This window comes from Acinetobacter genomosp. 15BJ, from assembly GCF_000400715.1.
Classification (GTDB): Bacteria; Pseudomonadota; Gammaproteobacteria; order Pseudomonadales; family Moraxellaceae; genus Acinetobacter.
This window is the reverse complement of sequence record NZ_KE007347.1, coordinates 132,673-155,630: the sequence shown is the minus strand read 5'-3', so window position 1 is coordinate 155,630 and position 22,958 is coordinate 132,673. Positions and strand designations below refer to the sequence as shown.

Genomic DNA, 22,958 nt, shown 5'->3' with positions numbered 1-22,958 from the left:
CTATAAAAGCCCACTCAATATAGTGGGCTTTTTCTACAGGCAATAAAAAAACCCAGCCATAATGACTGGGTTTTTTAGAAGATACGAATTACTTCGCAGCAGCTTGAGCAGCAGCAACTTCTTCCGCAAAGCTCATTTCAGCTTTCTTCTCAATACCTTCACCCACTTCGAAACGAACGAATTGAGCTACAACAGTACCAGTCGCTTTTAATACATCAGCAACTTTCTTGTCATTGTCGATAACATACATTTGACGATCAAGAGCAACTTCGTTCAAGTATTTTTCAACTGAACCAGTTACCATTTTCTCAACGATGTTTGCAGGCTTACCAGATTCTAATGCTTTCGCTTCAGCAATTTCTTTCTCTTTAGCGATCAAGTCAGCTGGAACAGCTTCAGCATTTACAGCAACTGGGTTGAACGCAGCAACGTGCATTGCAATACCTTTACCAGTGTCAGCATCACCTGTGTATGAAACAACAACACCGATTTTTAAACCGTGTTTGTAAACAGCCAAGTTTTCGCCTTCAACGATTTGAGCACGACGAACTTGAATGTTCTCACCGATTTTTTGAACAAGTGCAACACGAGCTTCTTCTACAGTTGCGCCGTCTTCAAGCTTAAGTTCAGCAATTTTCGCAGCATCAGTTTCGTTTGCAGCAAGTGCAGCAGCAGCAACTTTATCAGAGAAGTTTTTGAAGTTTTCGTCTTTAGCAACGAAGTCAGTTTGACAGTTAACTTCAACAAGAATTGCTTTGTTACCGTTTTGAATAATAGTGATCGCGCCATCAGCAGCAATGTTACCTGCTTTTTTAGCAGCTTTTGCTTGACCTGATTTACGAAGGTTATCAATCGCAAGTTCGATGTCACCGCCTGCTTCTGTTAATGCTTTTTTGCATTCCATCATTGCAAGACCAGTACGGTCACGTAATTCTTTTACCATGCTCGCAGTAACTGCAGTCATGTTGATCTCCTAAAATCGGTAGAAAATAAATCTGTTCAACAAAAACGGCCCAAAGAAACTCTGGGCCGTTTGCACTCTCGACGCTTTAATCTGCCACCATTACATGTCGCAAAAATGACAAGCTTGCGTCAAAACGCATTAAGCCTCAGATGCGTCTTTCGCAGCATCGTCGCCTTTTGCTTGTGCATTAGCTTGTGATTGAGCGTATTCTTTACCAGCAAGAATCGCATCAGCCATAGCTGAAGCATACAAAGTTACTGCACGAATCGCATCGTCGTTACCCGGAATAACGTAATCAACGTTGTCTGGGTTAGAGTTTGTATCAACGATACCGATTACAGGAATACCTAAGTTTTTCGCTTCTTTGATTGCAATCGCTTCGTGATCAACGTCGATTACAAATAATGCGTCAGGTAAACCACCCATGTTCTTAACGCCGCCTAAAGCACGTTCAAGTTTTTCCATCTCACGAGTACGCTCTAAAGCTTCACGTTTAGTAAGCTTTGCAAAAGTACCGTCTTGAGATTGAGTTTGAAGGTCTTTTAAACGGTTGATAGATTGGCGAAGTGTTTTCCAGTTCGTCAACATACCACCTAACCAACGGTGATCTACATATGGTTGACCAGCGCGTTGAGCTTGTTCACGGATGATGTTAGAAGCAGCACGTTTAGTACCAACGAACAATACTTTGTTCTTTTTGCTTGCAAGATTGTTAACAAAGTTCAAAGCATCATTTAACGCAGGAACAGTGTGCTCAAGGTTGATGATGTGAATTTTGTTACGCGCGCCAAAAATGTATTGACGCATTTTTGGGTTCCAGAAACGAGTTTGGTGACCAAAGTGTGCGCCTGCTTGAAGAAGGTCGCGCATGCTTACGTTGTAATCTGCCATTTTCTTTACCTTAAAGTTTGGGTTAGGCCTCCATATATCCGCATTCTCCACCTATTGCTAGGCACCCAGAGTAATGTGTCGATATATGTGCGGATTTTTTACGACTATTGTTATCAGATATTTTCGTAAAATATATTCACGAAAAGCATTTGATAAAATAGGCGGCTATTTATACCATAGACACTTGCAAATTACCAAAAGTTTTTAGAGATCATGAATACAACTTATACAGCCCCACGCCGATTAATCAAAACACCTGAAGAAATTGAAAAGATGCGTGTTGCAGGGAAATTGGCGGCTGAAGTTCTAGACATGATTAAACCGCATATTAAAGCGGGTGTGAGCACACTAGAACTCGATACAATCTGTCGCAATCATATTGAAAATGTTCAACAAGCGATTCCTGCCTGTGTAGGTTACGGTGCTGCACCTGGCCGCCCTGCTTTTCAACATTCTATTTGTACTTCAGTTAACCATGTTGTTTGTCATGGCATCCCATCTGAAAATAAAACATTAAAGAACGGTGATATTCTTAATATTGATGTAACGGTTATTAAAGATGGTTATCACGGCGATACCAACATGATGTACATCGTGGGTGGTGAAACATCTATTCTTGCTAATCGTTTATGTTCAGTGGCGCAGGAAGCGATGTATCGCGGTATGGCAACTGTTAGAGATGGTTCATATCTAGGTGATGTTGGCTATGCCATTCAACAGTATGTTGAATCTGAGCGTTTCAGTGTTGTCCGTGAATATTGTGGTCATGGTATCGGCAATGTTTTCCACGACGAACCACAAGTTCTACACTATGGTCAAAAGGGAACTGGTATGCGCTTAGAAGCAGGCATGACCTTTACTATTGAGCCAATGGTCAATGCAGGTGTTTGGCAAACCAAGCTTTTAGGTGATAAGTGGACGGTTGTCACAAAAGATCACAAGTTATCTGCTCAATATGAACATACGATTTTGGTAACACAAACAGGGATCGAAGTTTTAACTGCTCGACCTGAAGAAGATCTTTCTCGCTTTATGTAATTCATTCACTTTGAATTATTCTTAAAAAGTCACTCCGGTGGCTTTTTTTACGCATCCACATTTTCTTCATCAATTTATTTAAATCAAACAAAAAAATTCATAAGCATAACAATTATAAAATTTAACTAAACAAAGCCTATTTAAAAATAGCGTTATGGTGGGCGCAAGAAAAATCCTAACAAACGTTTTGGACATGGAGTCCCACAATGATGAAGAAATCATTCGCTTGCCTGATTACAGGTGTATGTGCACTACCCACACTTACTTTCGCAGACTCGCCTTATTTCAGTCTGAAAGATGGAGATGGGTTTAAACGTTTTTCTGTTTCCGCAGGCTGGTTACATGCCATGCCGCAAGGATCTGCAAATCCAGTCAATATCAACACGAGTGTTGCTGAGGGTACTAAAGCCAAAGTTGGAGATGTCTCTAAACAAGCTGTACTTGCAGCAGCAGACCGAGACTCCAATAAGCTTCTTTATGATGCGATTAAAATACAACCCTTTGACCCAGTACCAGGCCTGTTAACGGGAACTGCAACTGTCAACGGTTTATCTAACTGGCAAAGCCAAGGAACAGGCTTAGAAGCTGATAATGTCGACACTGTTGGTATTATGGCTAATTACCATTTTACCGATAACATCTCTTTAGAGGTTAAGGCTGGTATTCCACCGAAAGTTGATATCAAAGGTAAAGGTGATATCTATGCACCCTTAACAGGTCAGGCAGAAACAGCATTAGGAACAATTGGTTTAAAACAAGATATCCATATCACTGATCTAACCCAAGGTGACAAAGCTGCAACTGCACGTGCTTGGTTACCCGCTGTAGAACTACATTACCAATTTGGTAAATCTGGGGTGAATAAGTTCCGTCCCTATGTTGGCGCAGGTGTCATGTATGCTTATTTTAATGATTTAAAAATAAACTCAGGGATTGAGTCAGATTTAATCAAAGCAGGTCATATGATTCAAAATATTCATGATGGAAAAGCAGGTGCAGCCTTAGATGGCAAAACATCCTCAGCAGACCCTGTAGTTAAACTCAAAGCAACGGACACCTTTGCCCCGATTGTGACTGTAGGTGCAACCTATGACTTTAACCCAAACTGGTTTGCTGTCGGTTCTGTTTCTTATTCCAAAATGAATAATGAGGCTAAAATCTCTGTGACTGACCGCAACACAGGTAAAGAACTCATCAAAGCAAATACTAAAATTGATATTGATCCACTGATTACCTATGTCGGTGTCGGTTACCGTTTCTAAATTCCACTTAATAAAAAAAGCAGCACTCGCTGCTTTTTTTATTGTGCAATCTTTCAAAGCACCATGATCAAAAATCACGCACTACGAGTAAGCAATTTTCAGGAGATTGTCTGACACAGATACCTCCTTCCGACGACTTCACATTAATAACAATGTTCTTGATTCACTTTGTTCTCTTATAAATACCTTGATGATTAACATTTTAAATTATTCATTTGGTTAATTTATTTTTCTGGCACGGCACTTGCAATATATCAAGCACATTGAATCAACGAAGATTCATAAATATATTTGATGACGGCCAACGGCGTCCGTTCTGTTCGATTTGCTTAATCAGCGTAATGACTAAGCAAAATAAATGACGTGCAGTTCAGGAGAAAGTTATGTCTTCACCAATGAATATTGATGCAAAAAAAGCCACAGAAATAAAATTATTTAGCTTTTCTACACCTGCCATGCGTGCTTTCCATATGACATGGCTGGCATTCTTCGTCTGTTTCTTTGCGTGGTTTGCCTGTGCTCCCCTCATGCCAGTTATCAAAGGCGAGTTCAATTTAACCAAAGACCAGATTGCCAATATCAACATTGCAGCCGTTGCGATTACCATTTTAATTCGACTGATTGTTGGCCCATTGTGTGATAAATACGGTCCACGCAAAACCTATACCGCACTTTTACTCCTCGGCAGTATTCCTGTGTTTGGTGTTGCTGCTGCCAACACCTATGAATCCTTTCTGTTCTTCCGCCTATTGATTGGTGCAATTGGTGCAAGCTTTGTGATTACCCAATACCATACCAGTGTGATGTTTGCACCCAATGTGGTGGGGACGGCCAATGCTGCTTCTGCAGGTTGGGGTAATGCAGGTGGTGGTGCGACACAAGCCATCATGCCTTTGATTCTTGGGGCTATCGTTATGTTCGGCGTAGAACAAGCGATGGGTTGGAGAATTGCGTTACTTGTACCTGGCATTATGATGCTGATCGTAGGTGTGTTGTACTGGAAATTCACTCAAGACTGCCCTCAAGGAAATTTTAAAGAGCTTCGTGAGCAAGGTATCGAAGTTGGTGCTGGCAAAAAAGGCGGTGTTGCGATTCTGATGCAAGCTGCACGTAATTATCGTGTCTGGATTCTATTTGTCTCTTATGCTGCCTGTTTTGGTATCGAGATTTTTATTCATAACATCGCTGCAATGTACTATGTCGATCACTTCAACATGGGGTTAAAGGAAGCTGGCTTAACTGCAGGTATTTTTGGTCTGCTTGCCCTGTTTGCCCGCGCATTAGGTGGTTATCTTTCAGATAAAGTTGCAATGACTAAAGGTTTAGATGGTCGTACTAAAGTCTTGTTTATCATGATCCTATGTGAAGGTTTATTTCTGATTCTCTTCTCACAAATGAATACTTTAACGCTTGCTATTATTAGCATGACCGTTTTTGCCTTGTTTACCCATATGTCTTGCGGTGCAACCTATGCCCTTGTTCCTTTTATTGACCGCAATGCTTTGGGCGGTGTCGCAGGTATCATCGGTGCAGGTGGTAATGTCGGTGCGGTTGCAGCAGGCTTCTTATTGAAAGGCTTACTCGACGTACAAACCTGCTTAATGATTTTAGGTGCGCTGGTAACCGTTGCAGCATTTAGTGTCATCTTGATCCGCTTCTCAGTCGAGCATAAAGCCAAAGAACAACAACTGTTTGAACAGGCCGTACTCGAACGCAATTCTCTTGCTTAATTACATCAATTTCGGTGTGGGATAGCTCATTCCACACCCCTTTTTAAATTAAATACTGATTACTTTTCTTCAGGGGTCTCAATATGAAATTGAATCTTCTTGGCTTTGCCATGCTTGGATGCTTAACCACTACTACTTTTGCAGCACCTACACTTTATGGGGAAATTGATGCAAGTATCGATTACTTGCCAGAAAAAAATGCCCATAGTTCAGATAAAGATGTCTGGGAAGTGAGCTCTAATAGTTCCTATCTTGGTATTAAAGGAGATGAGAAACTAACTGAACGCCTAAGTGCAGTCTATGCAGTTGAATGGGGATTGAGTGCTGACGGTGATGGAACAGACTGGACGCAACGAAACCGCTTTGTCGGATTAAAGGACAGTCAATTCGGTACCATAAAAGTGGGTAAACATGATACGCCAGTCAAACAGCTCTCAAGTACAGTTGATATTTTCAATAACTATGTGGCAAATAAAGCAGATATTGGTGGGATTCTGACTGGAGAGAATCGAATTGATAATGTTGTACTCTATGAGTCACCCGCCATTCAACTTTCTAAAGGTGTTGTTAAACTCAATGCTCTGCTCGCCACTGGAGAATCATCTGGTATTAAAATATCCAACGGTGGTGCAAAAGTTGCAGGTCGCGGCTTAGGAGATGCATGGTCTGCCAGTCTGGTTTATGAACATCCATTTTTTGTCACAGGACTTGGCTATGACAAAGCCATTCCGAGCACTTTTGCAGGACGTGGCTTTCTCAATGTTGCCACAGGACAGGCTTATACAGCCGACACACAAGCTTTTGCCGCAGCAAATACCATACGTGCCATCGGACGTTTAAATCCGATTGAAGGCTTGGCGATTAAAAGCTTGTATCAACGTTCCGATGTTGAAGAAACTAGCTATGCAGACCCAGCTGAAGCAACAAAATGGGCCACAAAAGCCAACAATATTGATGATGCTCAAGGTTGGTTAGTGGGTGCCGAATATATTCTTCCAAAAACAAAAAAATGGATGATCAAAGCACAATATAGCCAGAATGATACCCGCTTTAAAAATACCACTGCTGATTTTAAAGCCAAGCAAATCATGGCTGGCGCTGATTATGCCTTCAATAAGCAGGTAAAGAGCTATGGCTATGTAGGTTATTTAACGCTTGAACAAGAAGATAAAAAAGACAAACAACCAGTTGTAGGTTTAGGCCTGGAACTGAAATTTTAAGGTTGTTAATCAAAAGGCATAGAACAGGAGTAACTTTAAGTTATTTCTGTTTTATTAATTCGTCATTAAAACCCATCCATTCTTATTGATCATCTTATTGATCAAAAATTCATAGTTAATATTGTTCTAATAAGTGACGCTTGACGGTATCAAGTATAGATAATGCCAAAGCATGGTCAACCGATCGAGCCAATGTGAGTGCACCTGATAACAAACTCAACTGAATAATAGCACGCTCAGACATCTGCGCTTGATCTTTAAGATTTAAAGCGTTCAGCCCACTTAAAATAGAAAGCAATGATTCCACACCTTGGTGAAATGTCTGCTTCACAGGCTTATCATTAAGTTCTCTTGCAACATCACTACTTAAAGAAGATAAAGGACAGCTTAATCCAGGATTTTCCAAGTTTCGTTCAGATAAATAAGCCCTAAAAATTTCATGTAATGCTGTTTTTTCATCATCAGCCCCATCTATGATGAGTTCCCACTTACTTACAGATTGCAAAAAAATATCTTTGCATGCGATATCAATCAACTCATCTTTGTTTTGAAAATGTTTGTAAAATCCACCATGTGTTAGACCTGCTGCCTTCATTAGATCGGCAACACTGATTGCAAAACCCTTCTCTCTAATCAATCTCGAAGTCGTATGTTCAATATTCTTTCTATTTTCAATTGCTAAATGTTTGGATACACGTGGCATAAGTCAACCTTTATATTTCAATAGAAAATAAAAAAACAACATTCTATTCTCCATGATAGAAGCTATTTTTGAATTCACAATACACTTTATTATAGATTATGATTATAATCTATTTGGATTCATTAAATCATCACCTAAAAGATCCCCTATATCCAATGATAAATATGGACAGTGTATGGACGGTAAACAAGACTCTAATTTCTCTAAAACCTTAATTATGATGCTGATCGGAAGTGCGCTGATTCTCGCCCTTTCATTGGGTGTACGCCATGGCTTTGGTTTATATCTGGTGCCGATGAGCGATAGTTTTGGTTGGGGTCATCATATTTTTAGTTTTGCAATTGCCATGCAAAACCTGATCTGGGGGGCAGCACAACCCTTTACAGGTGCAATTGCTGACAAGTACGGTACTAAGAAAGTCGTTATGGCGGGGGGCGTACTCTATGCTATTGGATTAGTCCTTATGGCATTTAGCTCTACTGGATTGTTACTGAACCTCAGCTTAGGAGTCGTGATTGGACTCGCATTATCTGCGACCTCTTTTACCGTATTGCTTTCTGCAGTTGGTCGTGCTGCGCCACCAGAGAAACGCAGTATGGTCATGGGGATTGCCAGTGCTGCGGGTTCCTTTGGACAGTTTATTATGCTGCCTTCAACCCTATTGCTACTTAAAACCATCGGTTGGTCTTCTGCGTTACTGGTGAGTGCCTTTGCTATTGCATTCATTGTCCCGTTGGCTTGGTTATTGAAATCCCCTTCCTCTACAACACCGAAAGCGCTGAATCAGCCAAGTCTAAGCTTTAAACAGGTTTTACACATCGCAAGAAAACATAAGCCTTTTTGGTGGTTATCCCTCGGCTTTCTGGTCTGTGGTTTCCAAGTGGTATTTTTAGGCGTACATCTGCCTGGTTATTTAATTGATCATGGCTTTGACGCCACAACAGGTACGATATTCTTGGCACTGGTCGGTCTATTTAATATTGTAGGAACCTATGGTGCTGGCTGGTTAGGTGATCGCTACTCGAAACCAAGATTGCTAATGCTGCTTTATGGTTTACGCGGTATTGCCATTATTGCTTTTCTACTACTTCCACTCAGCACATTGACCGTTTATAGTTTTGGGATCATTATGGGACTCCTCTGGCTATCAACTGTTCCGCTCACCAACGGTATTGTCGCCAACATGTTTGGGGTCAAATATTTATCGATGCTTAGTGGTATTGTATTCTTTACCCATCAAATCGGCTCATTCTTTGGCGGCTGGTTAGGTGGAGTCAATCACGATATTGCAGGCAACTACAATATGATCTGGCTAGCCTGTTTAGTATTGAGTGCTTTTGGTGTTGTCATCCATCTTTTCGTGAATGAAGAGGCTGTGATTCATGACTAATATAGAACGTCATTTTAAGTTGGTATTGTTTGTCACCCTTTTATGTTTGATAAGTCTTTCAATCTTAATCTGGTTTCAAACCCCTGATTTATTTGAGTACTTCAACCAAGCATTTTGTGCACATTGAAGCAGATAGCTCGTGCTTTATCTTTGTCATCTAAACATTAAAGCTCTGTCATCAAACCATCAAATTTCGATGCTTTAATGAAAAATAAAAAAGTCGATAAAATGCAAAAAGCGTGTTGATCAGTCGATCAACACGCTTTTTTTATGACTTCAAATAAATAAAGGCTGCTCATCGACAGCCCTTATTTATCATCAAAGCGACGTTACTGTTGTTGACGCTTAGGCAATGGAATATATTGCGATTGTGCATTCTGCTGCACTTTACGCTCTCCAACCTTAACCTGTAAAGTTTGTTGTTTGCCTTCACGCTCAATCACCACATCAATTAAACTTTCTGGTGCTTGTAATGCAACATAATTAATCAAATGTGATGCTGAAGAGATCTGCTCATTATTCACTTGAATAATCTTATCGCCACGCTTAATACCCGCAGAATCAGATGGTCCGCCACGTAAGACATCTGCAACAGTGACACCAATCGGTTTAGCGGTCAGAACATCTTCATCAAGGTTATTTGGAATTAAGCTAATCCCTAACCAACCACGTACCACACGGCCATCTTTTAGAATAGAGTTCAGAACTTGTTGGCATACTTTGGCAGGGATCGCAAAGCCAATCCCTAATGACCCACCAGACTGAGAGAAAATTGCAGTATTTACACCAATCAAATTACCCGCAACATCAATCAATGCGCCACCAGAGTTACCTGGGTTAATCGCAGCGTCGGTTTGAATAAAGTCTTCATAAGTATTAATACCCAAATCCGAACGTCCGGTTGCTGAGATAATCCCTTGCGTTACGGTTTGACCGACACCGAATGGATTACCAATCGCGAGCACAACATCACCCACTTCATTACCACTTAATTTAAATGGCAATACTGGTAATTTGTCTAATTCAATTTTGATTACTGCTAAATCAGTGTCTGGATCAGTGCCAACCACGGTCGCTTCAGCACGGCGCCCATCTTGTAAAGCCACTACGATATGTTCAGCCTGCGCAATCACATGATTATTTGTTAAAATATAACCATCCGCACGTACAATTACGCCTGAACCCAAACTATTTTCGTTTTGAGGCTGTTGTGGCATTTGATTGCCGAAAAACTCACGAAACACAGGATCATTCAATAATGGATGATTCATCTGTTTCACTTTCTGTGTGGTAAAGATATTCACCACAGCAGGCGCCGCCACTTTGACCGCAGCACTATACGAAACCACCCCACCCGTACGCGTGGTATCAATCAGTGGTTCAACCTTTTCTGCTGGCATTTTTACCCCATCAGCAGCCACCGTTGGTTTCGGTTGATGTGATTTCTGCCAAGCCAGAAAACTAAAAATAACAAGAATGAGTAATACCCAAGGTAACCATGTAAATGCACGGCGCACGTCTATTATCCTCTAGGCGAAATTATGTGATCAACGTAATTTATTGAAGAACTGGAAGTTTCCACCATTGTAAAGTAAATTGCTTAAAATCAATGCAAAAGTTAAAAAAGTTTTGTCTAGCTTTAGTTACATTTGAAAATATGTTCTTATTGTTACCGAGAAAAGATGTAAAACATTTGAGGAATCACATGGCAAATTTGCATGACATTGTGCAATGGTGTAATCAAACTTTAAAAGCCAATGAATTTAAAGACTACGCACCAAACGGCTTACAAATCGAAGGCAAGCCTGAAGTCAATAAGATTGTTTGTGCTGTGACTGCATCAGAAGATGCAATTGATGCTGCAATTGCCCAACAAGCAGATGCCTTACTTGTCCATCATGGCTATTTCTGGAAAGGTGAACCCTACCCAATTACAGGCATGCGCGGCAATCGCATCAAGAAACTTATTCAAAATAATATTTCCCTCATCGCCTACCATTTACCTTTGGATGCACATCCAACTTTGGGCAATAACATCGCTATTGCCGATTTGATCGGTCTAAAAGATTTGGAAGCTTTAGATGCTAGCGAAAAGCACCCGATCGGTAATATCGCCTATTTAGACAACCCACTAAGCCCTGAACAATTTAAGGCAAAGTTACAGACTATTTTTGATTTCAATGTCATTCATTTGCCGAGTGATAAAACTGCAATTAAAAAAGTAGGTTTCTGCACAGGCGGTGCTCAAGATTTTATCAGTAAAGCAGCTCAAGCAGATTGTGATGCTTATATTTCTGGTGAAGTCAGTGAACGTACTTTTTATGAAGCGAAAGAACTTGGGGTACATTATTTTGCATGTGGTCACCATGCAACTGAACGTTATGGTGTCCAACGTTTAGCGCAGGCAATTGCAAATCAGTTTTCAATCAAAACCGAATATTTCGAACTCAACAATCCGATCTAGTTCAAGTCAACCATTTGAAGGAGTGGAATTATTTTCACTCCTTCTCTTCATAGTTTTTAAATGAATCCATTTTCAACTTAAGATTTATGCTAGCATCACCAGCATTGCAACATCGTTACCTTATCTTTGGGCCTATAAAGCCTAGCTCAGGACACATCCCCTTTCTTTCATTGGCAAGTCAATTCAAGACCTAACAGACAAATGATAAATAAAATTTATTTTTTATCTCTTTTTATATAGATAAAAGCAAATTAAAAGATATTGATTCTCATTTACTTTTAAATGAATAATGAAGGCGCTTTAATTTATGCCAATAAAATCATTTTGATTAAAAGGAATCAAACACATGGCTTATTCTTTACCAGCACTTCCTTATGCTTACGATGCACTTGAACCCAATATTGATACCAAAACAATGGAAATTCATCATAGCAAACACCATCAGACCTATATCAATAATATTAATGGCGCAATTGAAGGCACAGAATGGGAAAAACTTCCTGTGGAGGAACTGGTTGCCAAAGTGAATGAAGTTCCAGCAGATCTTAAAAATATGGTGATCAATAATGGTGGCGGACACGCCAATCACTCACTGTTTTGGACAGTCATGAGTCCACAAGGGGGTGGTGAACCTATGGGTGAAATTGCTGAAGCTATTCATCAGCAACTAGGTGGTTTCGATGCTTTTAAAGATGCATTTACCAAAGCAGCAATTAGTCGTTTTGGTAGTGGCTGGGCATGGCTGAGTGTGACACCTGAACACAAATTAGTAGTCGAAAGTAGTGGCAACCAAGACTCGCCACTGATGCACGGCAATACACCTATTTTAGGTTTAGATGTATGGGAACATGCATATTATTTAAAATACCAAAACCGTCGTCCTGAATATATTGCTGCATTTTATAATGTCGTGGATTGGAATGAGGTCAATCGCCGTTATCACCAAGCATTACAAGCAAAAGCGTAATAATTTACGCATCAGCTAGGTCTGATTCAGTACCCCCTAACAAAACTGGTTAGAGTGTTTTAGAACGTTCACTAAACGAGCTAAAAACTCTAATCATTGTTGTATCGTATATGTCTCATAACGAAATTTTTTGCATATTTTGTGTATTAAAAGACTGCCCTATTGTCTATAGAATCATTTACAATAAAGGCACTTAATGTAAAACCCAGCAAATTTGCAAGGAATGAAACATGACAACCATTACTTTACCTGCACTTCCATATGGCTATGATGATTTAGCGCCACACATCACTCGCGAAACTTTAGAATACCATCACGATAAACACCACAATACTTATGTTGTTAACTTAAACAACTTAATCAAAGGTACTGACCTTGAAGGCAAAACTTTAGAAGAAATCATCAAAGCGTCTGCTGGTGATGCATCTAAAGCAGGTATCTTTAACAATGCTGCGCAAGTATGGAACCACACGTTCTACTGGAACAGCATGAAACCAAATGGTGGTGGTAAACCGACTGGCGCGATTGCAGCGAAAATTGAAGAAGCTTTTGGTAGCTACGAAAAGTTTGCAGAGGAATTCACTGCTGCTGCAACAACTCAATTCGGTTCAGGTTGGGCTTGGTTAGTTGCTGATGAAGTAAACGGTAAATTATCGATTACTAAAACTGCCAATGCAGACACTCCACTTGCACATGGCCAAGTTGCAGTATTAACCATCGACGTATGGGAACATGCTTACTACATCGACTTCCGTAACTTACGTCCTAAGTACATCGCAACTTTCTTAGAAAGCTTAGTAAACTGGGACTATGCAAATGCAAAACTTGCAGGTCAACCAGCAGGTGTTGAGAAATAATTGATTATTTCCCAAACTAAAAAGCTGCTCTTTATGAGCAGCTTTTTTATGCTTATTTTTTGATGAAATGATTCATTTCATCCATCTGGTTAATGTACTTTGGTTAGAATTAAATCTGTTTTAACTGTCTTTAGAACAATGAGGATAGCCCCGCTTCTACTCATTGAATAAGTTCTTTAAATAGAAAGGGTCTCATCACTAATAATAAGAAAAGTCAGGATCAGCACTTTATTCAATCAAATACAGTCAGTCTTAACTCTGTATGTTAAAGCAATAAAAAACCCTGCTTTCGCAGGGTTTTCTTTTGAATCAGTTCAGTGCTTAGTGAGCAGCGAATTGGTTCATTGTGTTTTTAGCATCATCGTGTGCTTTAAGAGCGTTGTCACCAGAGAAGATTTCTTTGTGATCATCACCGATGTCAGAACCCGCCATTGCTTGGTGTTTAACACAAGCGATACCACCACGGATTTCTTTACGTTGTACGCCAGCAACATAAGCCAACATACCTTCAGAACCGAAGTAACCTTGTGCAAGCTCATGAGTAGAAAGAGCAGCAGTGTGGTAAGTCGGAAGTGTGATCAAGTGATGGAACACACCAGCTTCACGAGCAGCATCTGCTTGGAATGTACGGATCTTAGCGTCTGCATCAGCAGCTAATTCAGTAGCATCGTACTCAGCGCTCATTAATTTAGCACGGTCGTAAGCAGAAACGTCTTTACCTTCAGCAACCCAACGGTCGTAAGCTTGTTGACGGAAGTTTAAAGTCCAGTTGAATGATGGGCTGTTGTTATAAACAAGCTTTGCATTTGGAACAGTTTCACGTACACGGTTAACCATGTGAGCGATTTCTTCTACGTTTGGAGTCGCAGTTTCGATCCAAAGAAGGTCAGCACCATTTTGAAGGCTAGATACACAGTCAAGTACAACACGGTCAATTTGAGTGTCAGCACGGAACTGATATAAACCAGAAGCTAAACGCTTAGGACGGTGTAATTTACCATTACGTTTGATCAAGATTTCATCTTCTTGAGCATCAGCAATGTCAATTTCAGTTGTGTCTAAGTAGCTAATGTATTGAGAAGCGATGTCGCCTGGCTCTTTAACCACTGGGATTTTTTGAGTCAAGTCAGCGCCTTCAGAGTCAGTACGCGCAACGATGATACCGTCATCAAGACCCATTTCTAAGAATGCATAACGTAATGCATGGATTTTAGAGATGAAGTCTTCATGTGGAACAGTTACTTTACCAGCTTGGTGACCACATTGTTTCGCATCAGATACTTGGTTTTCGATTTGAAGTGCACAAGCACCCGCTTCGATCATCTTACGTGCAAGTAAGTAAGTCGCTTCTTCGTTACCGAAACCAGCGTCGATGTCAGCAATAATTGGTACGATGTGAGTTTGGAAACCATCGATTTGAGCAGTGATTTCAGCAGCTTTAGCAGTGTCACCAGCTTCGTTTGCTTTTTTAAGCGCACGGAATAAATCGTTAAGTTCTTTCGCATCAGCTTGACGTAAGAAAGTGTAGATTTCTTCGATCAAAGCAGGTACAGAAGTTTTTTCATGCATAGATTGGTCAGGAAGTGGACCAAATTCTGAACGAAGTGCAGCAACCATCCAACCAGAAAGGTAGATATAGCGACGTTCAGTTGTACCGAAGTATTTTTTGTTCGCAATCATTTTTTGTTGCGCGATGAAACCGTGCCAGCAACCTAATGATTGAGTATATTTGCTAGAATCAGCATCATAAGCAGCCATATCACGACGCATAATCGCAGCTGTATATTTAGCAATATCTAAACCAGTTTTGAATTGGTTTTGCATTTGCATACGCGCAGCATCTTCTGGGCTAATATCGCGCCAAGTGTCGCCGAATTTTGCTTTTAGTTCGCGGATTGCATCAATCGCTGTTTGATATGTAGACATGATATATTCCTTTTGCGGATTGGCATCGAATGATCGCTAATAAATCCTGATTTTAATTAGTCTAGATTTAAAGCACCTCATCAACATGTCTCACAGCTTAGTCTTTGGCAAGTGTTTTATCCAATATTCTGGCTTAATCTTCAGTATTTTCTAAAAAAATATATGTATAACCATTTTTCAAAAATGCAAAAAATACCACATAAATAACTGTTTTTATTAATCTTATAAAATACACAACTTGAGCCAACCATCAAATTTCAGCCCCATTTTCTAGACTCATCAGTTCAGAAAAAACTAAAATTGGGTTATTAAAACTACAGAAAATGACAATTTTCCAGTCTGTTTTGCCTCAATTTGAATAAAAAATTACACCATAAAAAGCCATCAAAATTAAATAAATCGACAGAATGCGCCAAGTTGAAGCATAAGCATTGAGGCTGTTGCTTTTATGTAGGATTAAGTTACACAAATCCCTTTGGATATGTCATAATTCAAGGCAATTCAAGGATTTTATTTTCGGTATTTTTTTTATGAATCTGGAGCGCGTCGATCTCAATTTATTAATTTATCTTGACGTACTTCTTCGTGAAAAAAATGTCACCCGCGCAGCAGAGCAATTGGGTGTCACCCAGCCTGCGATGAGTAATATTCTGCGTCGTTTACGTAATTTATTTAACGACCCTCTACTCATTCGTTCTTCTGAGGGCATGACGCCAACAGAACGTGCATTAGAATTACAGCCACGTATTCGAGATGCATTGGCTGATCTGTCAATGATCCTTGAACCACGTACTGAATTCCGCCCTTATACCAGTAATCGTGTATTCCGGATTATGACATCCGATTATGCAGAAGCAACTTTAGTTCCACGTTTAGTAAAAGCTTTACGCTCAGAAGCACCCAATGTCGTCTTGGATTTCTTAACCCCAAGTGACGTGTCCTATCGTGATATGGAACAAGGTAAAGTTGATTTAGCCATCAACCGTTTCAACGAAATCCCGCAAAGCTTCCATCAGGTTTTGGTATGGCGTGATAGTTTTAGCTGTATTTTAAATGATAAGCACCCTGCAGTTACTCACCTCAATTTAAAAAGTTATTTAGATGCACAGCATATTTGGGTATCTAAAACAGGTATGGGTGTCGGTTTCGGTGTCAATCCAGAAAAACAAGCTGGATTAGGTTGGATTGATCAAGCTTTAGAGCGTATCGGTCAACGCCGCAAGATCTCTGTATTTACCCGTCATTATCAAATGCCAGCACTGTTGGCGCAAAATGTAGATTTAATCGCGACGCTACCAACACGTATGGCACGCTTACAAACACAGAATCCTAGACTAGTTATAAAGGATCCTCCTTTCTATATTCCAGAATTTGAACTAAAAATGGCTTGGTGTCCGTTATTGCATCATCATCCTGCACATCGTTGGCTCAGACAACTTATTCTATTTGTTGCACGTCAAATGATTGAGGAAGAAAATCGTGAGTATTTGTTGAATAATGGCAATTCACAATTACCACATAGCTTTTTCTAAACAGACACATTAATAAGATGAAATTTCAGCCATATCTTCTGTGTGGCTGATTGTTTTAATAATAATATCAATAAAAATTTATTTCTTTTACTTATTGATAGTTTATATTCTCTTAAAGAATAAGCGAGTGAAATAATGCGTAACAAACAATTATTTGCATAAGCGATTTTATAGGCTGTGTCCTATCAACATAGGTGATGTATGGATATTTTACAAAGCATGATGATTCTAGTCCTTCTAGTCGCATGTTCATTCTTTTTATCCTTATCTGAAATCGCGATTGCTGGATCACGAAAACTCAAACTCAAACTCATTGCTGAAAGCGGTGAGGAAAGAGCAAATAAAGTTATTGAGTTACAAGAAAACTCAGCAGACTTTTTTGCATCCACACAAGTCGGTGTCAATGCTGTGGCGATCTTGGGCGGTATTGTCGGTGAATCATCATTACGTCCCTATTTCCACAATTTGGCGACTGAGCTTTATCCAGGGCCTTGGGCAGATACCATCGGATTCAGCTTATCTTTTTTAACCGTTACCTCCCTATTTATCTTATTTGCTGATTTGATGCCAAAACGTTTGGCCATGATTTTCCCAGAAAAACTAGCCATTAAAGTCATCAATCCAATTACGATCTTTATCAAAATCTGCAGACCATTGGCTTGGTTTATTAATATCATTGCAAATTCAATTTTTAGAATCTTTAAAATTGATACTAAACGCGATGACAGCATGACCTTTGATGATATTTCTGCCATTGTAAATGCCGGTGCACAAGCTGGTGTCTTACAAAAACAAGAACACCATTTCATTGAAAATGTATTTGAGCTTGAAGAACGAACTGTCCCATCCAGCATGACGGCACGAGAAAATATTGTTTATTTCACCTTGAATGAACCTGAACAGAGTATTCGTCAAAAACTGGCCGAATATCCTTATTCAAAATTCTTAGTGTGCAGTGAACATATTGATCAGGTGATTGGTTATGTCGATGCCAAAGATATTCTGGTACGCATCTTAAACAATCAATCCTTTACCCAACTGAATGAATCGACCATCCGTAATGTGCTGATTATTCCAGATTCTTTAACCTTGTCTGAATTACTGGATCGTTTTCGTTCAACCAAAGAAAAATTTGCTGTTGTAATCAACGAGTATGCTTTGGTTGTAGGTGTTATCACGCTCAGCGATATTATGATCACGGTCATGGGCGACTGGGTCACACCGATGGATGAGGAAAAACAGATTATCAAACGCGATAATCATTCTTGGCTGATTGATGGCAGTACACCAATTGAAGATGTAAAACACGCTTTAACCATTGAAGAATTCCCGGAAAATGAAAATTACGAAACGATTGCAGGCTTTATCATGTATCGTTTACGCAAAATTCCGCGCCCTGCCGATGCTGTTGAATATGCAGGTTTCAAATTTGAAGTTGTCGATATTGACCACTATAAAATTGACCAATTGCTAGTGACCCAAGTTTTACCAAATCTCGAAGGCGAATCTCCAGCACCCCAAAATGATTAATCTTGAAAGCTAAAAAAAGCCCATATATGGGCTTTTTTTATTTCACGACAAACCAGATCACGGCAGCCAATATCAATAAAATTAAAATAAAGACTTTAATTCCACCACGACTCCGTTGCGCCAATTGCGCTTGAATCTGCGCCTGTTCTTGTGGATGATCCTGCAAATACTGATCAATTAAATCTTTAGATTCCTTAAGACCTAAACCTGTTTTTTCTCGCGTGATCTTGATTGCATCAATTAGCTGCCCTGCACGAAGCATGGTTAGAGCTTCTGCAGGAATCGTCGGTGGTAAATTCATAAAATTAACAATCCTTGTTATTTTCTATTGGCAACCGCATTGATCAGAACAGGATATTTATAATTCCTTAATTCCCACCATACATTGAGATAAGTTCATCCAAAGTCGCTTGATAGTGAATAGCAATGTCTTCTGCCAATATCTTATAAGCATTATCAAACTGAACCATTGGCCAACCTTCTTTCCAAAATGGGAAAATATTGTGCAGACCTTCAGTCACTATTGCATCTTCGCGGCTAATCGCTTGAGCAACCTGAGCCAAAACCTGAGCGGTTTCTGCACCATCAATCGCTAAATAATCAATACCACGCACTTTTAGAATACGGATACGATCTTTTTTATAGCGAATTTTTTTCGCCTGCCCAGCATTCAAACCTAATGCCAGCGTAACCGCTTCTACAAACTTTTCTTCAAAGTTTGTATTCAGTGCAACCAAAGCTTGTTTATGTGCTTCTTGACGCCCAGCCTTCCCCCCATTACGGATAATCTCATTTGCTTCCGTATCCAGCTTATCTTTTTTCATAGACTGTAAAATGTCTAAAATTTCGATATCGCTTAAAGATTCAGGAGATTGCTCAATCATGGGAGTCCTAATACACAAAAATAAAAAAACATTGTCTCATAAAAGCGATATCAAAGCAGAATAAAATTGAAAATTGGCATTCTATCTGCATCATTTTTTATGTCAGATTTCAGAATTTGCTCTCTAAAAGAATCAGACCTTTTGAAACTTTATTTATTTGCATAATTATTTTTACCCTGATAATATTTTTTACCCGTATAAAATAATCCAAAGAAAATGAATACTCAAACAACAACCTATACTGCCTTTTCAGGGAGCATATTGATCGCAACTGGGCAACCTACTGAACTTGCAATCAAAATTAAACTTATACCCAAGACAACTGAGAATATTTTAATTTTCAATGATCGAACTGGTCTACAAACTGATCTTGATCTTTCAGGCACTGAGCTAGAGATTCAGCAACGTTATAGTGGACCTGAACCAGCTAAGAAAGTTGGGCGACCGAAACTCGGTGTCATTTCTCGTGAAATTACCTTACAGAAAAAGCATTGGGATTGGTTAGATCAACAAAGTTCAAGTGCATCTGCTCTAATTCGCAAGTTGATTGATAAAGAACTAAATGATCCAAGCTCTGAAAGCAATATCATGCTCGCCAAACAATCTACAGACCGCTTTATGTCTGCCATGTTAGGCAATATGCCGAATTACGAAGAAGCAACCCGTGCTTTATATCAAGGTGATCAAACGAAGTTCTTAAAGATGATTCAAGATTATCCTAAAGATATAAAAGAATATTTAGCCTCAAAAACACGTCATATTTTTTAAATGCATTCTTTTTATCATTTGTTAAAATAAATTGCTCTCATCCTTTTAGGTGGTAGAGCATTTTATAACCATCGAGTGAAAATCATAGTTTAGTGATCATATAAAACTGATATTCAAAGACCTAAAAATATAGATATTAAAAAGGATCAGTAAAATGGTCAAACTTAAGAATGAGAATTTCCTTTATATTGGCCTATTTGTTTTGCTTTGGGGTAGCGCTGCCATTTTTACCAAATGGGGACTTCATCATGGTGCTACAATTCCTTTTCTGTTTTTCCGTTTTTTAATTGCTACAGCGTTAATTTTATTCTTTTGTGTAATTTCAAAACAGCCTTTTTACCCACAAAACACCTCTTTTAAATATGTCATCTTTACAGGTTGCTTTTTAATTACGGGTTATACCCTGTTTTATTTTTTATCCCTTGAATTTGGAATTTCACCAGGTCTCCTTTCCACCATCCTTGCATTACAGCCTATTCTGACCTTTTTTATTACTGAGAAAAGTTTTTCCAAAGTTAAGCTTATAGGGTTATTACTTAGTTTTTTTGGAATTATTTGTTTAGTTTATAACAATATGTTTGTCAACAAATTATCTTTATGGGCAACGCTTGCATCAATTATCTGCCTGATATGCATCACGACAGGTGTGATTCTACAGAGAAAAATTTCTGAAAAACCATGGCAGGTTTTACCACTACAATATGCAATTTCTTTGATTTTCATTATCTTAATCACCCCATTTCAATCATTTAATTTTGAGATGAATTGGGGCTTTTGGATTCCAGTTTTATATCAAGGCATCATTGTTTCTGTAATTGCCCAACTTATTTTTTATAAATTATTACAATCAGGGAATTTAGTGAATACAACGAGCTTATTCTATCTTGTTCCCCTTGTGACTTTAATACTCGACTTTATGATTTTTAGTACCCAACTTTCCACTTTCGATTATGTTGGAATTATAGCGATCTTGAGTGGCGTTTATTTAGTGTATAGAAAAGCAGTTAAACCAAGTTGCACGACCTAATATCAAAACTACAACCACATAGAATACAATGAGTAAATATGCAATAGAACCAATTCCAACTTTTTTAGCCCACTCAAATAAAAAAACCCGCTTACGCGGGTTTTTCAAAATCAATTCAGCCGATTAAAGACGAACTAACTCCACCACTTTCTCAGCGGCTTCTTCAACCGTTTCAGCAGCAATCTCTGCATCTGTACCGTCCACAGTCGTTGTGATAACCACAACACCTGTTTCACGCAACAATGCAATTTGCTCAGCAGTTAAATTTCCTTTCGCAATCGCAACTACACCCTGTTGGATCAACAAGCTTTCTAAAGCTTGAGCTTTCTCAATCAACGATGCAGAGACACCAATCACCGCAGGCTTCTGACCTAAACGAGCTGCACGATCTTCCGCAGTCACAGGATTGCTATGTGCATTCCATTCAACCGCCGCTTCAACCATACCCGCACCAACTGTTACGTTGCTTAGACGGTCAATAAAGATAAATGAACCTGTGTAACGGCTGTCTTGGTATTGGTCAAAGACCACTGGTGCATCAAACTCAGCCACAACATCCGCAATCGCATTCAACTCAAGCTCTTCAACTTGCGTATGTTCCAACGTATTGACATTGACACGGAAGTTAATTGCAGTGACTTTAGCTGGAACAGTTTGAGTACCAATTTTTACGTTGTACAGTTTGCCTTTTACCAACGGATGCTCATTCATCCAGACCACTGATGCACGCACACTACGTGAAATCAATGGTTGCTCGCCTGCACGGACCAAAACGTTACCACGAGAAATATCAATTTCATCGTTTAAAGTTAAAGTGACTGCTTGACCTGCAACGGCCTGTTCTAGGTTGCCATCAAAAGTTACGATTTCTTTAACTGTTGATTTTTTGCCAGATGGCAAGGCAATAATTTCATCACCAACATTCACTTGACCAAGCGCAATCGTACCTGCGAAACCACGGAAATCGAGGTTTGGACGATTCACATATTGAACAGGGAAACGGAATTCACGTTTATTTGATTCACGTTTAATTTCCACTGACTCAAGAAGGTTCATCAAGGTTTGACCCTTGTACCACGGCGTACTTACAGATGGATTAACAACGTTATCGCCATTCAGTGCCGAGATCGGTACGAATACAATATTTTCAGGGCGACGATCACCAAGTTGACTCACGAAGGCGTCATATTCAACTTGAATTTCATTGAAACGTGCTTCAGAGAACTCAACCAAATCCATCTTGTTAATCGCAACAACGATATTTTTAATACCGAGCAAGCTTGCGATAAATGAATGACGACGAGTCTGTGTTTGTACACCATAACGCGCATCAATCAAGATAATCGCAAGATCGGCAGTAGATGCACCAGTTGCCATGTTACGCGTGTATTGTTCATGTCCTGGTGTATCGGCAATGATGAACTTACGCTTTTCTGTAGAGAAATAGCGATAAGCCACATCAATAGTAATACCCTGCTCACGTTCAGCCTGTAAACCATCGACCAGTAATGCAAGATCAGGTGCATCGCCAGTGGTACCCACTTTCTTACTGTCACGTGTTACCGCTTGCAATTGATCTTCATAGATCAATTTTGAATCATAAAGTAAACGACCAATTAAGGTACTTTTACCGTCGTCAACATTACCGCAGGTCAAAAAGCGCAATAAATCTTTTTGTTCATGCTGTTTTAAATAACCCAAGATATCTTGGCTAATAAGATCTGATTGATGAGACATTGCTCAAAACTCCACATATTCTTTAGAAATCGGTCTTAATCTCCCTAAATCCCTCTTTAAAAAGAGGG

Annotated in this window: 20 protein-coding genes; 12 read left to right on the top strand and 8 right to left on the bottom strand. The window is 39.5% G+C overall.

Going from position 1 to position 22,958, the window contains the following annotated elements:
* Positions 1–88: 88 nt before the first annotated feature.
* Both tsf and rpsB read right to left on the bottom strand, forming a co-directional pair.
* A complete protein-coding gene (gene tsf / locus F896_RS13200; RefSeq protein ID WP_004652724.1) occupies positions 89–964 on the bottom strand; it encodes a translation elongation factor Ts in 876 nt (291 codons plus the stop codon).
* A 138-nt stretch (positions 965–1,102) separates the two neighbouring features.
* Positions 1,103–1,855, bottom strand: coding sequence for a 30S ribosomal protein S2 (gene rpsB / locus F896_RS13205; RefSeq protein ID WP_004652723.1), 753 nt, complete (start codon positions 1,853–1,855; stop codon positions 1,103–1,105).
* Between the two features lie 213 nt (positions 1,856–2,068).
* On the opposite strand from rpsB, the gene map reads away from it, so the two are divergent.
* The 4 genes from map (at position 2,069) to F896_RS13225 (ending at position 7,105) form a co-directional block, all read left to right on the top strand.
* A complete protein-coding gene (gene map / locus F896_RS13210) occupies positions 2,069–2,893 on the top strand; it encodes a type I methionyl aminopeptidase (RefSeq protein ID WP_016163091.1) in 825 nt (274 codons plus the stop codon).
* A gap of 206 nt (positions 2,894–3,099) precedes the next feature.
* The gene (locus tag F896_RS13215) at positions 3,100–4,155 is read left to right on the top strand and encodes an OmpW/AlkL family protein (protein WP_016163090.1); all 1,056 of its coding nucleotides are present in this window, start codon (positions 3,100–3,102) and stop codon (positions 4,153–4,155) included.
* A 383-nt stretch (positions 4,156–4,538) separates the two neighbouring features.
* Complete coding sequence (locus F896_RS13220; RefSeq protein WP_016163089.1) at positions 4,539–5,885, top strand: MFS transporter; 1,347 nt, start codon at positions 4,539–4,541, stop codon at positions 5,883–5,885.
* Between the two features lie 83 nt (positions 5,886–5,968).
* Positions 5,969–7,105 carry a porin gene (locus F896_RS13225; protein WP_016163088.1) on the top strand — a complete coding sequence of 379 codons (1,137 nt, stop codon included), beginning with the start codon at positions 5,969–5,971 and terminating at the stop codon, positions 7,103–7,105.
* 115 nt (positions 7,106–7,220) lie between these two features.
* Here F896_RS13225 and F896_RS13230 read toward each other — a convergent pair whose 3' ends face one another.
* Entirely contained in the window at positions 7,221–7,808 is a 588-nt protein-coding gene (locus F896_RS13230) for a TetR/AcrR family transcriptional regulator (RefSeq protein WP_016163087.1), read from the bottom strand.
* 175 nt (positions 7,809–7,983) lie between these two features.
* Here F896_RS13230 and F896_RS13235 point away from each other — a divergent pair, with 175 nt between their 5' ends.
* A complete protein-coding gene (locus tag F896_RS13235; protein ID WP_016163086.1) occupies positions 7,984–9,198 on the top strand; it encodes an MFS transporter in 1,215 nt (404 codons plus the stop codon).
* A gap of 329 nt (positions 9,199–9,527) precedes the next feature.
* Here the strand turns inward: F896_RS13235 and F896_RS13240 are convergent, their stop codons facing one another.
* Positions 9,528–10,715 carry a trypsin-like peptidase domain-containing protein gene (locus tag F896_RS13240; RefSeq protein ID WP_016163084.1) on the bottom strand — a complete coding sequence of 396 codons (1,188 nt, stop codon included), beginning with the start codon at positions 10,713–10,715 and terminating at the stop codon, positions 9,528–9,530.
* A gap of 188 nt (positions 10,716–10,903) precedes the next feature.
* Between F896_RS13240 and F896_RS13245 the strand changes: the two genes are divergently transcribed.
* From F896_RS13245 to F896_RS13255, 3 genes are all read left to right on the top strand, one after another.
* Complete coding sequence (locus tag F896_RS13245; protein ID WP_016163083.1) at positions 10,904–11,662, top strand: Nif3-like dinuclear metal center hexameric protein; 759 nt, start codon at positions 10,904–10,906, stop codon at positions 11,660–11,662.
* Positions 11,663–12,008: 346 nt separating this feature from the next.
* Positions 12,009–12,629: a superoxide dismutase gene (locus tag F896_RS13250; RefSeq protein WP_016163082.1), complete on the top strand. Its 621-nt coding sequence runs from the start codon at positions 12,009–12,011 to the stop codon at positions 12,627–12,629.
* A gap of 230 nt (positions 12,630–12,859) precedes the next feature.
* Entirely contained in the window at positions 12,860–13,486 is a 627-nt protein-coding gene (locus tag F896_RS13255; RefSeq protein WP_004652711.1) for a superoxide dismutase, read from the top strand.
* A gap of 321 nt (positions 13,487–13,807) precedes the next feature.
* On the opposite strand, the gene F896_RS13260 is transcribed toward F896_RS13255, so the two are convergent.
* The gene (locus F896_RS13260; protein WP_005145450.1) at positions 13,808–15,412 is read right to left on the bottom strand and encodes an isocitrate lyase; all 1,605 of its coding nucleotides are present in this window, start codon (positions 15,410–15,412) and stop codon (positions 13,808–13,810) included.
* 530 nt (positions 15,413–15,942) lie between these two features.
* Here F896_RS13260 and F896_RS13265 point away from each other — a divergent pair.
* A complete protein-coding gene (locus F896_RS13265; protein ID WP_004808464.1) occupies positions 15,943–16,944 on the top strand; it encodes a LysR family transcriptional regulator in 1,002 nt (333 codons plus the stop codon).
* A gap of 201 nt (positions 16,945–17,145) precedes the next feature.
* Positions 17,146–18,474: a polyamine export protein PaeA gene (locus F896_RS13270; RefSeq protein WP_016163081.1), complete on the top strand. Its 1,329-nt coding sequence runs from the start codon at positions 17,146–17,148 to the stop codon at positions 18,472–18,474.
* 37 nt (positions 18,475–18,511) lie between these two features.
* Here the strand turns inward: F896_RS13270 and F896_RS13275 are convergent, their stop codons facing one another.
* Complete coding sequence (locus tag F896_RS13275) at positions 18,512–18,775, bottom strand: hypothetical protein (RefSeq protein ID WP_016163080.1); 264 nt, start codon at positions 18,773–18,775, stop codon at positions 18,512–18,514.
* A 67-nt stretch (positions 18,776–18,842) separates the two neighbouring features.
* The gene (locus F896_RS13280) at positions 18,843–19,358 is read right to left on the bottom strand and encodes a hypothetical protein (RefSeq protein WP_004808472.1); all 516 of its coding nucleotides are present in this window, start codon (positions 19,356–19,358) and stop codon (positions 18,843–18,845) included.
* 216 nt (positions 19,359–19,574) lie between these two features.
* Between F896_RS13280 and F896_RS13285 the strand changes: the two genes are divergently transcribed.
* Positions 19,575–20,126: a DUF2239 family protein gene (locus F896_RS13285; protein ID WP_016163079.1), complete on the top strand. Its 552-nt coding sequence runs from the start codon at positions 19,575–19,577 to the stop codon at positions 20,124–20,126.
* 154 nt (positions 20,127–20,280) lie between these two features.
* The gene (locus tag F896_RS13290) at positions 20,281–21,153 is read left to right on the top strand and encodes a DMT family transporter (RefSeq protein ID WP_016163078.1); all 873 of its coding nucleotides are present in this window, start codon (positions 20,281–20,283) and stop codon (positions 21,151–21,153) included.
* A 123-nt stretch (positions 21,154–21,276) separates the two neighbouring features.
* On the opposite strand, the gene cysN is transcribed toward F896_RS13290, so the two are convergent.
* On the bottom strand, positions 21,277–22,890 hold the full coding sequence (gene cysN, locus F896_RS13295; RefSeq protein WP_016163077.1) for a sulfate adenylyltransferase subunit CysN: 1,614 nt from the start codon (positions 22,888–22,890) through the stop codon (positions 21,277–21,279).
* Between the last annotated feature and the right edge of the window lie 68 nt (positions 22,891–22,958).

What these genes read in the sequence shown, in the direction of transcription:
- F896_RS13215 (WP_016163090.1), top strand. Translation starts at nt 3,100, where the DNA reads ATGATGAAGAAATCATTCGCTTGCCTGATTACAGGTGTATGTGCACTA.
- F896_RS13260 (WP_005145450.1), bottom strand. Translation starts at nt 15,412, where the DNA reads ATGTCTACATATCAAACAGCGATTGATGCAATCCGCGAACTAAAAGCA.
- F896_RS13290 (WP_016163078.1), top strand. Translation starts at nt 20,281, where the DNA reads ATGGTCAAACTTAAGAATGAGAATTTCCTTTATATTGGCCTATTTGTT.
- map (WP_016163091.1), top strand. Translation starts at nt 2,069, where the DNA reads ATGAATACAACTTATACAGCCCCACGCCGATTAATCAAAACACCTGAA.
- F896_RS13230 (WP_016163087.1), bottom strand. Translation starts at nt 7,808, where the DNA reads ATGCCACGTGTATCCAAACATTTAGCAATTGAAAATAGAAAGAATATT.
- F896_RS13280 (WP_004808472.1), bottom strand. Translation starts at nt 19,358, where the DNA reads ATGATTGAGCAATCTCCTGAATCTTTAAGCGATATCGAAATTTTAGAC.
- F896_RS13250 (WP_016163082.1), top strand. Translation starts at nt 12,009, where the DNA reads ATGGCTTATTCTTTACCAGCACTTCCTTATGCTTACGATGCACTTGAA.
- F896_RS13235 (WP_016163086.1), top strand. Translation starts at nt 7,984, where the DNA reads ATGGACGGTAAACAAGACTCTAATTTCTCTAAAACCTTAATTATGATG.
- F896_RS13265 (WP_004808464.1), top strand. Translation starts at nt 15,943, where the DNA reads ATGAATCTGGAGCGCGTCGATCTCAATTTATTAATTTATCTTGACGTA.
- tsf (WP_004652724.1), bottom strand. Translation starts at nt 964, where the DNA reads ATGACTGCAGTTACTGCGAGCATGGTAAAAGAATTACGTGACCGTACT.
- F896_RS13275 (WP_016163080.1), bottom strand. Translation starts at nt 18,775, where the DNA reads ATGAATTTACCACCGACGATTCCTGCAGAAGCTCTAACCATGCTTCGT.
- F896_RS13220 (WP_016163089.1), top strand. Translation starts at nt 4,539, where the DNA reads ATGTCTTCACCAATGAATATTGATGCAAAAAAAGCCACAGAAATAAAA.
- F896_RS13225 (WP_016163088.1), top strand. Translation starts at nt 5,969, where the DNA reads ATGAAATTGAATCTTCTTGGCTTTGCCATGCTTGGATGCTTAACCACT.
- F896_RS13270 (WP_016163081.1), top strand. Translation starts at nt 17,146, where the DNA reads ATGGATATTTTACAAAGCATGATGATTCTAGTCCTTCTAGTCGCATGT.
- F896_RS13285 (WP_016163079.1), top strand. Translation starts at nt 19,575, where the DNA reads ATGAATACTCAAACAACAACCTATACTGCCTTTTCAGGGAGCATATTG.
- F896_RS13245 (WP_016163083.1), top strand. Translation starts at nt 10,904, where the DNA reads ATGGCAAATTTGCATGACATTGTGCAATGGTGTAATCAAACTTTAAAA.
- rpsB (WP_004652723.1), bottom strand. Translation starts at nt 1,855, where the DNA reads ATGGCAGATTACAACGTAAGCATGCGCGACCTTCTTCAAGCAGGCGCA.
- cysN (WP_016163077.1), bottom strand. Translation starts at nt 22,890, where the DNA reads ATGTCTCATCAATCAGATCTTATTAGCCAAGATATCTTGGGTTATTTA.
- F896_RS13255 (WP_004652711.1), top strand. Translation starts at nt 12,860, where the DNA reads ATGACAACCATTACTTTACCTGCACTTCCATATGGCTATGATGATTTA.